Origin of the sequence: Segatella oris (assembly GCF_900637655.1) — a bacterium.
Taxonomy (GTDB): Bacteria; Bacteroidota; Bacteroidia; order Bacteroidales; family Bacteroidaceae; genus Prevotella; species Prevotella oris.
The window spans coordinates 1,734,833-1,748,774 of sequence record NZ_LR134384.1; the positions used below are offsets into that span (position 1 = coordinate 1,734,833).

The following is a 13,942-nucleotide window of genomic DNA, read 5'->3' on the forward strand; positions in this document are numbered from 1 at the left end:
GTTCTTAGATAATCACAATGCAAAGATAAGACTTAAATATGTAAACTTCAAATACTATATTGACAAAAATCGACACTTTTATGGGCATATGAGGAAAACGATTGCCCATACTCGCAGGTTCTTGACATAGAGTTCTCCGTGCAATGAATATGATTAGTCTTGAAAGACAGAGGCATGATGCAGATGCTGTTACAATCGATTCGAAAGATGTTTTTATTCAACTTTCTCCATATTGGAAATCAATATATTACATGAAATCTATTAAAGCATAAGATAACATCAAGTAAGACCGTGTTCTGACTCCTATCGAAACACGTTGTAATCTGCGTCAAGTTACGTTGCAATCTGACGCAGAACAGCGTGTAACTTGTGTCAGATTACAAGGTAAACTGCATCAAGTTACGCACAGGATTTTGGCATGTGGCAAAATCATATCCATTTCTTTGATTTATCTTTTCCATTTTATAGTGCACTCCCATGGGCTAATCTGTCTTGAAAGGCAACAATGGCAGCCCAGCCTGGTTCTTCACATTTCCCAATTGGAAGTTATGATAACAATAGCGTACGGCAACAGGACGCGCGACATTGGGCGAAGTGAGCAGGAATGTGCTGTTGTGAATGTATTGGGCATGCGCAGGATAATAGACTTTATCCTGACCTGCAATCTCGAAGCCTTCATAAGAAGTTACGGGGACAATGCCATTATAAGTATCTTTCAGATGTACGAAACAACTGTCTCTGCGCACTTCCAACTTCTCGAAACTCGGACTGCGATAGAAGATTTGGTCAAACCCATAGTCGCGTGCAGCGGCTGTCATTGCCAATCGTTCTCCAATCTGTCGTTTCTGACAGGGATGTATCTGCTCCGCCTCTACGGGATAAACCAAATCGTTTGTGCCTATAAGAACAGCATTACCGACGCTTTCTGCCACAGTCTGTTGCTGCATGCGTATAGATGCAGCAGCTGTATCGAGGGCATTACCGTAACTATATGGTGCTATTTCTACAAAATAGAAAGGTAGGTTGGGAACTTTGAAATCACTGCGCCACTGGCTGATGAGTCGGCTGAGACGCTCTGCATAAGTGTTCGGATTGTGGTCGACATTGCTGCATCCCTGATAGTAAATAATGCCGCGTATGGAATAGTTGAGAATGGGATGAAACGTTCCATTGCCCCAAAGCAAGGGGCGCAGCCAGTCTGTCGGATATCTTTTAGCGATTTCTGCGGAGTCTACAGGCTCGTTGGTGTAACATTTCAGATTATCTTCGTTCAACCAACTCTCAACCATAGTTCCACCCTTATTGGCAAGGATGAGCCCAATGGGAACATCAATCATTTCATGCAAGCGGCGACCAAAGAAATAACCAACCGCACTGCAATAATTAGCAGTGTTGGCATTCATTACTTCCCAATGACAGACAGCATCGTCCTTCGGTGTTGCACTCATCACAGCAGGTATCTTCACATAACGCATTCCACGTATGCGCCCGGCATCAGCAATGGCGTCTTGATAACCTTCTACGGGGCACTCATAGAAACCTTGCAGGGGCATTTCCATGTTGCTCTGCCCGGCACAGACCCACACTTCTCCGGCAAGAATGCCATGCAGGGTTACGGCTTCTCCATCACTGAAGGTGATGCTGAGTGGCGTGTAACTTCCTTTAGGAGTACGGATGCGAAAGCTCCATCTACCCTCCTTGTCAGCCACAGTCGTATGACTTGGTCCCCAGGATGGTTTGATGATAACGCGTGTTCTTGGGGTAGCCCATCCCCATAACCGTGCATCTGCCTGTTGCTGCAATACCATGTTATCGCAAAGTATGTGAGGTAATCGGATTTTTGCAGACGCAGGCAAACAAAGGAAAGAGAGGAAAAACAAGATGAGATAATAGAACTTCTTCATGCGTTTTGATGCGTTTTTAGGAATAAGATAAAAAGTTGAAAACTACAAAATCCCCCTCTCGATGAGAGAGGAGGAATAGCATTGTTTATCTTGTGATGACATATTCGGAATTCATTGCTGCTTTCCACCAGTCATCAGTGGCATGCGTACTGCCATACCAAGGCATGGACCAACTCCATTTCGCATCGCTGTTCCATTGCGTTGGAACGTCGGAAACGGTGCCACATTCAGTAAGTGAAATCATCTTGGTTGGATAACGATAAGCCAAGGTGTTGAAGCGATCGGCCATAGCTGCGGCAGAAACCGCTGTCCCGTCTTGCCCATACATATCCGTACCGATGATATCTACATAGTCATCGCCTGGATACCAGTCGCTGTCGGCTTTCTCGGAAGTCCATACCCAAATGAGATTATTGATACCTTTTGCTTTGAAATAGTCATACATAAAGCGCCATAGTTTCACGTAGGAAGCGGCAGAACCATTCCCCCACCAGAACCATTTGCCTGCTGCTTCATGGAGAGGACGCCAGAGAACAGGAATGTTTGCTTGCTGCAATTGCTGCAGATAAGGCACTATCTTCTCCAAGTCTGACTTCATAAATCGGTTGGCCCATGTGCCATCTGTAACCGCATCGTCAAGTGTGAACTCGTTCTTTGCTGCTTTGAAATCGTATTTAACGCTCCCCGTAGTCTCGACAGTAACGCCTGTGACCGTATAGTCATGACCTCCAATAATCAGTCCGTTGGCCCGCATTTCAGTAAGTGTGGTTTGGTCGAGTGTCATGGAATAGCTGTTGCCACTAATGCTGAAGTAGTCCCAGTTCTTGCCGTTCTCATCTACAAAACCTGCCCAACTGCTGTTCTTTATGGAGCCTTGGGCACCTGCTTTCACGTCAGAGATTTTCACAACTAATTTACTTCCGATAGATGCTTTGGCCAATATGTCTTTCGTTGCTTGGGTAGTAAGCTGTATGTTGCCACTCCAGTCACTTGGCATCACCTTGTCCGGACCGCCGTAGAGCACTACGGGTACGGAGGATGTATACGGATTAGAAGTAGGAACATTCCAGTGCCAGCTGATCGTAACTATGCCACCTGCATTGTGCCATGACTGTACAGGAGAGATGTTGGAATAGTCTATCCACCCGCCAGAGGTGCTTGATTGCAAGTGAATATAATCGTATCCGTTGATAGCCGGATATTTACCTGTGAGCTGATATACTTTCTCTGCATTCTCATTATTCCATGCAACATTGGCCATTGTCGCAGAGAATATCTTCTTGCCATAGTTGCTTACCAACTTTTGGTAGAGTGCTTTGGTTTCTGCAGTTGCATCTGCATTGACGGGAGAAGTGGCTATCTTCTGACTCTGTGCCACGAGAGTTGCTTTGACCATGGGGGCTGCTACACGGTTGGGACCAGTTACTACGCCTTCCGGGATAACGAGTTCATAGCTTTTGTCCCGACTGATATTGGCCATGATGAGCAACTGCTTGGATGAGCCGATCACGTTGGCACTAACAACAGGTGAGCCGTTAAGTGTGATTTTACTGTAGTCAGCTGAAGAGAAGAATACATTCTTGTCGTAGGTGACAATAATGGAATCTAAGCCCGCCTTGATATTAGTCTGTGGAGATACACTGACAAATCCGGGAGCATCTACGTCTGCAATATAGTGTTCAACGCTGTCACTGCATGCTGCAGCTGCAAACGAAAGCAGCGTGAATGCTGCGATATGAAGTTTATTCGTGAGCATAGTTTCTTTTGTTTTTAGGATTAAAAAGAATACGGAGGTAAGCCTGTAAAAGTAAGTGTAAGGACTCAAGACGAAGACATTGCTTCCTGATGAAGAAGTATCGGCATGGCCTTGACTCCTTTACACTTGTCATCACTTCTACTTCATTGGCACTACCCTCACATTGTCAATATCTAATTCAGGAGTACAGTCTGTTCCTTCCACACCTCCGTTCCAAAGGAAGAGTGTGAAACCTGTCATGCTATTTTTTGTAATGGTCTTGCCTGCTGACTGTCCTTCATGCGTCTTGTTGAAAGCTGAGAGAGGGATTGTGACTGTAATCCATTCATTTCCTGTATTGAACGAACCTGTTGATTGCCATGGCAACCACAATCCACGGGCGATGTCAGTACTATTATAATACTGGTTGTTTGCTGTCAAAGAGGTCACGTCTTGATTGCCGGTGAAGATGAGTTGAAGGGCAGAAGCGCTCCACGGAGAGGTTTCGGGTACACGACATTCGAATTTCAATGCCATGTCATTGATTTCACAAGTATCAAGCATATTGGCGAAACTTGAGATAGACGAAAGTTCAGGATACCCGGCAGAAGGTTCAGGCCAGTAGTTCATGCCAAAGTCGTCTTCGTCCCATGTAGCACCAACCTTACCTAACATCGTTGCACCACCAAGGTAGAGATAGCTTCCATCGATGCCCCCAGTGCGTATGCGTCCGGGGCGCCATCCATGTCCGCTGGCCAGTCCTCCGTGTGAACCATCGAAGTCAAACAGAATATTTCGTGTGTCTTTATATACGAACTGCGATTTACTCTTGCCGTATACGGTTTCCACATACACTCTTCCAGGCTGTGCACCTGAAGGTACCGTGAAAGTGATACTGTTTTTATTGATTGACTTAATCTTGGTTACCGCCAATTCACCATCATTGAATTTAACCTGTAAAGGTTTGTAGGGATCCTGAATGAAGTAGTCACCAGTAATGGTTACATCTTCACCGGCAGCTGCATATTCACAACTCATCGCAGACACTGTAGGTGGTGGGACTATGACATGAAAATCATAAGTAGTGGTATCACCGTCGCCATTGATCATATAAATCTTGTCAGTTACGGCGGAAGGTATATTCTTCGGGATGTCCACTACTAATGTATTATCAGTGATAAAACTGGTGTTGAGCACTGCTTGCTGGTCATTAAAAAGCATCTTACGAATGCTGCGGAGATTTTTTCCAACAAGACAAATGGTAGTTTGCAGATAACTTTTCGTGATGACAGAGTCTGCACTCTCAGGGAGTCGGACGTATTGTATCTCAGGACTTCCGGTCGTTGATTTATATTCGTCGGGCTGATCCTTACATGAGGTCAATCCTATTGTGGCTGCACCTAACAGAGAAATCAGCGTGAGACATATATTTTTAGAACATTTCATTTGCTTCTGTTTTAGAAAGTTTGGAACTAATAGGAATATGTTGAGCGTACGTCAACATGCACAGGGGTTTTCTGTAAATTGCCATTGAACACCACATCTTGACTCGGGAACGGCAGAGTGAAACTTTGTTCTGAGACATTAGGAGCCTGTGTTTCTGAGGCGTAGTGCATTGTAGATGTATCTACATTCCAAGAATTACTCTCATAATAGTTTTTATAGAGGGTATTAAGACCATAATAGGCACCCCTTTTCTGCTGCTTAAGTTCATTGATGCTTCCAGACATATCATAATAGCTGCGACGCACAAAATCGTACCAACGATCGCCTTCTATGGCCAATTCCAGTCGACGTTCTTTCCAGACATCCTCCCAAGTAATGCTTGTGGGCCGTGTAGCAGACTTGATGGCACGGCTGCGCACTTTGTAATAGGCATCGATTGCATTGGCATCAGTGGTACTTCCGTTATTGCCAATGACCGCTTCTGCATAGATAAGATAGACGTCAGACAATCGCAATACAGGTGTAGCAAGGCTACTGTGCATGTTTGAAGCAGAAATTCCGTCTACAGCATACGTCTTATGATCGTATGCATCTCCGTAAAGATGCTTCACACAATTGCTTCCTGTAGCACTTTGCAGCGTTCCTGGCCCTCCTGAACCATAACCGTTACTGTCGTAAATGAATTGTAAGAAGTTAAATCCTTTACGCCCGCGCTTGTCTGTTTTGTCTGTCCAGAAATACTCGTAGAAGTCACCAGCCATCATCATTGTTGCTTTGCGACGTGCATCTACATCCGTTCTTGTTGCCGGCTCTTCCAATGGTGATACACCAAAAGCCTCCTGCAAGTCTGCTGATGGACCGTTATAGCCACCCCAACAATCACCAAATTCATCGAATCCCTGCATGGCGAGATCGCTCTGAAGTGTGTTCTGTACTGTCCATATGCTGGTATCTGCTGTCCACAACCATGAGAAAAGACATTCTTCATTAAGGGCATTCTGCAATCTGAACACGTCAGAATAATTCGCCATCAGTTTGCGTCCACTGTTATCTATCACGTCTTTGGCATATGAAGCAGCCTTTTTCAGGTCATCAGTATTACGTTGTCCATGTCCATTAGCATTCACCCCACTTTTGTAGAGATATACTTTGGCAAGCAAACCTTCGGCAGCATAATAGTCTATACGCCCCGGATTGCCTTTGCGTGGCAGCAGTTCCATCGCCTTTTCCAAAGTCATGATGATGTATTCATATATGTCAGATTTCTGTACTCGGCTTACATTGCTGTATGAACCGTCTGCAAGCATTGTTGAGTTATCGTGAACGATTGGCACATCACCAAATGAACGTACAAGGAAAAAGTAGGCCATAGCTTTCCATGCAAGGCATTCGCCCATACATTGGTTCTTCACTTTTTTTGAAGCTTCAGCTGCTTTAAGGTTGTTGTAAACAGTGTTGGCGTGCCCTATGACAGCCCAAAGCGAATTAGACATGTTCACAAGGTCTTCGTCTGTGCTGTTCACGGTGAGTGTCATATAGGGACTTGAGCCCCAATAGTAGTTGCCAGACATTACTTCACCCACCTTGATAAAACCTCTCTGAAAGTCATACCAAGGAGAATTATACAGATAATTGACGCCCTGTATACATTGACTATCATCTTTATAGAATGTTCCTGCATTATAGGAATCTTCTGCCGGTCGATCTAAGAAATCATTACACGATGATGTAATAAGCGCACCTGTTGTCAAGGCAAAAGCCATATATAAATATTTTATATGTTTCATTGTGAAAAAGATTTTATGTTAGAAAGTGAGGTTCAAACCAAATGAATAGGTTGTTGGCGAGGGATAGCGACCGTTATCCACCCCGTAAGTATAACCGTTGATATCGGCTGTACTTGCACCTATCTCGGGATCATAACCGTCATAGCCTGTTATAGTGAACAGATTTTGAATGTTCATGTATACACGGACATTCTCTACCCCCCACTTCGAAATCCATTTCTTTGGCATTGTATAGCCCAATGCAATATTTTTCAAACGGAGATATGAGCCGTCTTCTATATAGCGATCGCTAATCACATCGTTATCATTGGGGTCTGTAATAGTGGCACGAGGGATGGTTGTGCCAGGGTTAGCCACGCGTACATTGCTCGCATCTGTATACCAATAGCTACCTGCAGCATAGGTTTTCGATGGGTCAATAGGCTCCAATCGAGCACGTCCTGTAACATCTTTCAGCTGATTACTCCATAGTGTATTCATATGGGTGAGCTTCATCTTCATATAGTTGTACACTTTGTTGCCATATGTTCCATTTATAAAAACATTGAGGTCAAAGTTCTTGTAACGGAAAGTATTCGTCCAACCAAAGGTGAATTTAGGCATAGGTGAACCAATGTTGGTCTTATCATAGTCATCAATAATTCCATCTGGCTTACCGTCTGGGCCGCTGATATCTTTGAATTTCAAATCACCAATCCAAGGTGTGGTATTGCGATCAAAACTCTTTCCGTCAGCAGGATATTTCGAAGTCTTGGGCGAGGTCTCAAGATCTGCTAAGTCTTTATACACGCCATCGGTCACAAATCCATAGAAACTATAGAGAGATTCGCCCACATTCGACACGCTGATCACATCACTCCATTGCCCATATCCTACGATTGCAGCATTCTTCGTACCCGAAAGAGCAACCAACTTGTTTTTGTTCCACGAAATCTGGAATTCAGAATCCCACTGAAAACGACCTGTCAGAGGATGCGTATTCACTGTAAGTTCAACACCGGTATTGCGAATTGTACCATAATTACCATAAGGAGGTGCCAGAACTGAAGACACATTACCCGATGTTCCCATATAAGAAGGGAGCTGGAGAGGCATGAGCATGTCTTTAGATTCTTTGCGATACCAATCCAAGGTCACGTTTATACGGTCGTTGAAAGCTCCTAAATCGAGTCCCACATTCCACTGTTCCTGACTTTCCCACTTTATGTCAAGGTTGGGAATATTGTCTGGACGGTAAGATTTTCCCAGCAAAGTAGGCATAGCTTTCATCAAAGTTCCCCATTTGTAAGAGCCAATAGCCGAGTTACCAGTCTGTCCCCAGCCTGCTCTTAACTTACCATTGGTGACATATTTGCTAAGGAAACTCTTCTGAAAAAAAGTCTCGTTGGTAAAACGCCACGATGCAGCAAACGAGTGGAAACCGGCCCATCGCTTGTTCGGCCCAAAGTTGGAACTTCCATCATAACGGTAAGTGTATGTTGCATTATAGCGATCATTGAAAGCATAAGTCAAGCGAGTAAAGACCGAAGCCATGGCTGAACTGCCGAAACCCACTTGAATTGCAGGCGTACCTGAACCCAAAGCAGGATTGTTTACAGTATTTGAAGGCAGATTAGTATTCTCTGTTCGGTTGTTATCATATTTGCTTTCCCACATCTCCTGACCTATCATTGCCGTGAAACTATGCTTACCAATCGTATTGGAATAAGTGATATAGTTTTTCAATTGCCAGAAAGTTCCGGTTCCTTTTTGCACAGAAGCACTATTGATACTACGCTTCCAACTTCCCAAATCCACAGTAGGGAGGAAACGGTTACCTCGGTTTGCACTAATATCATAACCTAACTCTGCATGCCACACTAAATTCTTGATTGGAGTAACTTCAAAGAATAAGTTGCCATTCAGTTTACGACGGTCAAGCTTGATTTGGTTCAGCATGGCCATTGCTATAGGGTTTGGATTGGTGAAACCTTCTTTTGAAACAGATGAATAACCGCCGTCTATATTATAAATAGGTATATCTGGCGGCGTAGTGAGCGAATAGTTGATGATACCAGCATCACTGTCTGCAAGTTTCAAATCATCATGTGTATTTGAGAAGTTGGCGCTAAGTCCTAATTTCAACCATGATTTCAACTTTGCATCCAAATTCACACGCATACCTAAACGGTCGAATTTGCTGCCAATAATCGTACCCTCTTGATTCATATAATTGGCCGAAACATAGTACTGCACCTTATCCGATCCACCTTGGGCAGCAATCTGATGTGAATGCTGGAATGCCGTTCTGAAAATTGCGTCCTGCCAGTTTGTTCCTTTTCCTAATATGGAAGGGTCTGAATAGTGTTTGTCAGCATCAGCCGCATTGATTTGACCTGTCGTCACAAAATCATTATAATAGTCTGCAAATTCACGCAAATCCATAATGTCTAAGCGTCGGTTTTGCCGGCTCCAAGCCATCATTCCATCATAAGTAAACTTTGCTTCACCGGCCTTTCCACGTCGTGTAGTAATCAACACCACACCATTTGCGCCTTGCGCACCATAGATTGCCGTGGCAGAAGCATCTTTCAAGATCTCCATTGAGACGATATCATTAGGATTAATGGTTGAAAGTGGTGAGATTGTAGATACCTTTCCATTACCCAGAGCATCTCCAAGACCATACGACGCGCCACTTGCTCCACTGCTTTGTATAATCACTCCGTCGATGACATAAAGTGGTTCGGCATTGGCATTGATAGTGGCCTGGCCGCGCACACGTATGCTTGATGATGTACCTGGGGCGCCAGAAGTACTGATAGCAGTAACACCTGCCGCACGTCCTTGCAGCGTCTGATCAAGCGATGTAACGATAGAACCGCGTAGTTTCTTTTCATCCATGGTGACAGATGCACCGGAAACATCGCTTTTCTTCATGGAACCATAACCTACAACAACAACTTCGTTGAGTGTAGCATTGTCTTCTGTCAGCGTGATTGAATAAGAAGTCTGACCTGTAATCTTTACTTCTTTAGGAGTATAGCCAATATAAGATACTTCAATAGTGCTTCCCTGTGGCACTGAGAGCGTGAAGTTTCCATCAAGATCTGTAATGGTAGCATTGTTCGTACCTTTCTGTTTGACAGTAGCTCCGATAATAGTTTCCTTGCCATCAGTAACTTTTCCGGTAATCTTTTTGGCCTGTTGTGTAATGGCATACACGGCATTTCCACCGGCAGCACATACTTGTGGTGAATGTCCAAGCATCGTCAGTGTCAGACATCCAATAAACAATGTAGTTTTACTGTTATTTATATCCATAGATGTTAGGATTAGATTGTTTGATATCTCCTATTGTCAATCTCCGAAATTTACAGCTTCCGGCAATCTGTTTGCTATTGGTTTAATGCTTATAGGAAGGCAAAACTCACTCTTCCTCAGGTATTTTCATCTTCTGTTTAGGTATAATTCCCGATAACAGATGTAACGAGAATTAATTCGGTGCAAAGATAATCATTATTCCGAAAAACAATTGATGTTATTTTACTGTTTACTAATACTATATTGATAAACTGCACTTTAAAGCTATTTTTGCATAAAGCAAGAACCCAAAATTAATATTTAAGAGACCTTATATCATGCATGACAGACAGTCTTAACTATGGCAACTATAACTGTATTGTCTTGGATATCAGCAGGAAAACAATAGGACGGCAACTATCATTATATCGTATTGTCTTGAATGTAATATGTAAACAGGTTACTTGTAAATTATAAAAATTTCTTTTCTTGAATGGAGATAATTTTGAAGTACGGTCTTTATCCTAATCATCCGATTTATGATAGATATCTTGTTGGAAGCATATTATATTGCTAAGCATATGGTATTTAATATAAAGCAGGAAAAGGAAGACATCCAAAAAGTTGCCATCCTCTCCTGCTTTCCTGTCATTAAGGCTTTTCTTCTGTGGTTTAATCTTTAAGAATTGCTTTCCATTCAGCGTATGCATTCAGGTATTCATCGCGCTTTTTCTCATCAGGTTCGATAACAGCAAGCTTCTTCAATGTTGCAAAAGCCTCGTTATTGTCTTTGTAGATACCGGCGCCTATACCGGCACCCTTGGCTGCACCTACGCTGCCGTCTGTCTCATACAATTCGATGGTTGCACCACTGACACCAGCCAAAGTGTCTCTGAACAACGGACTGAGGAACATGTTTGCTCTTCCGGCATGTATCTTATTCAATTCCATTCCCATGTTCTGCATGATTTCCATGCCATAGCAGAAACTGAACACTATACCTTCCTGTGCAGCCCTAACCAAATGAGCTTGGTTGTGATTATTGAAGTTCAGACCATGCACTGAGCAACCAACTTCACGGTTTTCAAGCACGCGTTCCGCCCCATTTCCAAATGGAATAATCTTCACTCCCTCACTACCAATCGGCACTCCTGCTGCCATATCATTCATTTCTGCATAGCCCATATTCGGTGTTATATTACGATGCACCCACGCATTCAATATGCCTGTGCCATTAATGCAAAGCAGAACACCCAACCGATCAAGCTCCGTGGTATAGTTGGCATGGGCAAAGGTGTTGACACGACTCTTCGTATCGTAGTTCACATCACCTAAAACGCCATATACAACACCCGAAGTTCCCGCTGTGCTCGCAATTTCTCCGGGGTTAAACACGTTCAGACTGACGGCGTTGTTAGGCTGATCTCCGGCACGATAGCTGATTGGCGTGCCTTCTTTCAGTCCCAACTCCACAGCTGCCTCCTTGGAAACCACACTTTGGATTGCAAATGTTGGAACGATATCTGCCAGCATGTTTTCGTCAAATCCAAAATAGTCTAACAGGAATTTTGCAGGTTTCTTGGTCTTGAAGTCCCACAGCATACCTTCAGACAGCCCACTGATTGTTGTCTTTACTTCGCCACTCAATTTCATGGCAATATAGTCTCCGGGCAGCATAATCTTGTCTATACGGTCAAAAAGTGCAGGTTCATTCTCTTTCACCCAAGCTAATTTTGCTGCTGTAAAGTTACCGGGAGAGTTCAGTAAATGGCCTAAACACAACTCTGCACCTAAGTCCCTGAAAGCACGTTCGCCATAGGGAACCGCACGAGAATCGCACCAAATGATGCTCGGACGCAGCACTTTATGTGCTTTATCTACGCAAACAAGGCCATGCATCTGATAGGAAATGCCGATTGCCAGAATGTCTTCACCCTTTGCTCCGGTTTCGTTCATGACCTTTTTCAACGAGAGTTTTGCATTCTCCCACCACATCTGCGGATCCTGTTCGGCCCATCCTGCCTTGACAGCCATGATAGGTGCTTCTTTTTCCGGATAGAAAGCAGAAGATGCAATCTCGCCATTTTCCACGTCAACCAATGATGCCTTGACAGAACTACTGCCCACATCAAACCCCAACAAATATCTTCTGTTCATAGTTGTAAACCTGATTTATTTCTTATTCTATATTATATATTACGAATGAAACATAACATTCCCCCTACTCTTCCATAGGAAAAAATTAAAAACTCGGGTCAGAACACGTCTGCCCGAGCTATCATCCTCGCATGGATGAATTTATGGTTGTGTGTTTTCAAATGCTGTCTTATCTCTGTTCTGTACTGGAAAAGACTGCCCAACTGTGCGAAAGTATATCTCTTTCCCGTTGTTGCACTTTGCGCATACACCAAGGAGTATAGTCAGAATTAATTCTTCTTCATGCGTGCAATCAATTTTATTTTGATGCAAAGTTAATGTTCTTCCGAATACTGGGAAATACTAATTTATGATGATTTGCAACATTCTGTCTCCTCCCTTGCATCATAGGGTTAAATCAGAGGAGTGTAGAAACAATGCTACAACAAAGATTTTTATAGAAACAAATATCATGCTGACTTTCAACCACTTACAAGTCAGCTTCTGATTTGCGTCATATGACCGTGTCATCTGCATGAGATTACGCTGTCATCTGCATCAAATGACAAGGTAATCTGACGCAGATTGAAAGCTTGTTTGCTGCATGTTTGAAATCAACTGTTCCATGCACCGCAGTGAGGACAACGTCCTTTACGACGCAAGGCATGCCCGCAGTTGCCGCAAACAAAGAGAGTGCGGTTCTTGGTGGCATAGCGATACAGGGCGAAATAGACATAGGCGACCAACAGCAGATAGCCGATGTAATAGAGCGAGAGGATGCTGAAAATGATATAGTCCACTGCACACACGCCTATCAGTCCGCAGATATAGAGCACTGCCTCGCCTGCAGGGAGTTTATGGAATGTGTCGTCTATGGCTGCAATTCCTACGATGAGCATGGCCCATACAGAAGACAGGAAGACAGAAAGCAGGGGTGGAACCGAACAGGGATTAAGCGTAGGGTGGAAATAGAAATGTCTCCACACATCGGGGGCAAAGTTCTGTATGCTGGCATAGAAAGTCGCTGCAGAAGCCACAATGATAGCCAACAGTGTTGGATAGAACGAGTCTATATCGCGAAAATGCACCAAATGGGCATTCTTGCGCATGAGTTTTCGAGTGACATAGCCCGTGAAAATCAAGACAACAATAACCAATGATATCAGCAGGTGAATATCAGAGAAGGTGGAGATAAACTGTGAAATCGGATCATCGGGTACCACTTTGGACAACAACACCGACTCTCGCTGCCAGCCAAAGGTGTGCTGATCGCGTGCCACCTGTATCCAGACAGAGTCTATCGAGTCAGAGGGTATCGTGCGAATATCGGCTACAACCAGGTGATTATGCTTGTAGACATAGATTGTATCCGTAGGTAAAAGGGCCGAAACCTCCTCGGGTTGCTGGCGAATGAGTGGCATGGAATCGGCCTTTACAATGAAGTTGTAGTTGTTGGTATAATGGTGCTTGGCCTGAAAAGACAGTGAGTCTATCTGCTTTGCACTATAGGTGACCATGGCATCATGTGTCTCCGGCTTCTGATGATAACATGAAGTTATCAGCAGGAGTACGGTCAATACACAGATGCTGCTACTGAAAAAATGGCGGATATGCTTCAAATGGTTCTTCATTGTTGGTGTTCTGATTTAGTT

The 13,942-nt window shown here is 43.8% G+C and carries 7 protein-coding genes; all 7 read right to left on the reverse strand.

Translation table 11 applies throughout. The features are described 5' to 3' along the window. Positions 1 to 482: 482 nt before the first annotated feature. Entirely contained in the window at positions 483 to 1,808 is a 1,326-nt protein-coding gene (locus tag EL210_RS07290) for a sialate O-acetylesterase (RefSeq protein ID WP_018920166.1), read from the reverse strand. 181 nt (positions 1,809 to 1,989) lie between these two features. Beyond that, a complete protein-coding gene (locus tag EL210_RS07295) occupies positions 1,990 to 3,660 on the reverse strand; it encodes a glycoside hydrolase family 26 protein (protein WP_018920167.1) in 1,671 nt (556 codons plus the stop codon). Between the two features lie 138 nt (positions 3,661 to 3,798). Beyond that, entirely contained in the window at positions 3,799 to 5,085 is a 1,287-nt protein-coding gene (locus EL210_RS07300) for a glycan-binding surface protein (protein WP_018920168.1), read from the reverse strand. Between the two features lie 26 nt (positions 5,086 to 5,111). Continuing rightward, positions 5,112 to 6,872, reverse strand: coding sequence for a RagB/SusD family nutrient uptake outer membrane protein (locus EL210_RS07305; protein WP_018920169.1), 1,761 nt, complete (start codon positions 6,870 to 6,872; stop codon positions 5,112 to 5,114). Positions 6,873 to 6,890: 18 nt separating this feature from the next. After that, the gene (locus tag EL210_RS07310) at positions 6,891 to 10,175 is read right to left on the reverse strand and encodes a SusC/RagA family TonB-linked outer membrane protein (protein WP_025879525.1); all 3,285 of its coding nucleotides are present in this window, start codon (positions 10,173 to 10,175) and stop codon (positions 6,891 to 6,893) included. A gap of 651 nt (positions 10,176 to 10,826) precedes the next feature. Further along, positions 10,827 to 12,311: a xylulokinase gene (locus EL210_RS07315; protein WP_018920172.1), complete on the reverse strand. Its 1,485-nt coding sequence runs from the start codon at positions 12,309 to 12,311 to the stop codon at positions 10,827 to 10,829. Positions 12,312 to 12,904: 593 nt separating this feature from the next. Continuing rightward, positions 12,905 to 13,921 (reverse strand): beta-carotene 15,15'-monooxygenase, encoded by a 1,017-nt coding sequence (locus EL210_RS07320; RefSeq protein WP_018920173.1) that lies wholly within the window; start codon positions 13,919 to 13,921, stop codon positions 12,905 to 12,907. Positions 13,922 to 13,942: the final 21 nt, after the last annotated feature.

What these genes read in the sequence shown, in the direction of transcription:
- EL210_RS07290 (WP_018920166.1), bottom strand. Translation starts at nt 1,808, where the DNA reads ATGGTATTGCAGCAACAGGCAGATGCACGGTTATGGGGATGGGCTACC.
- EL210_RS07295 (WP_018920167.1), bottom strand. Translation starts at nt 3,660, where the DNA reads ATGCTCACGAATAAACTTCATATCGCAGCATTCACGCTGCTTTCGTTT.
- EL210_RS07300 (WP_018920168.1), bottom strand. Translation starts at nt 5,085, where the DNA reads ATGAAATGTTCTAAAAATATATGTCTCACGCTGATTTCTCTGTTAGGT.
- EL210_RS07305 (WP_018920169.1), bottom strand. Translation starts at nt 6,872, where the DNA reads ATGAAACATATAAAATATTTATATATGGCTTTTGCCTTGACAACAGGT.
- EL210_RS07310 (WP_025879525.1), bottom strand. Translation starts at nt 10,175, where the DNA reads ATGGATATAAATAACAGTAAAACTACATTGTTTATTGGATGTCTGACA.
- EL210_RS07315 (WP_018920172.1), bottom strand. Translation starts at nt 12,311, where the DNA reads ATGAACAGAAGATATTTGTTGGGGTTTGATGTGGGCAGTAGTTCTGTC.
- EL210_RS07320 (WP_018920173.1), bottom strand. Translation starts at nt 13,921, where the DNA reads ATGAAGAACCATTTGAAGCATATCCGCCATTTTTTCAGTAGCAGCATC.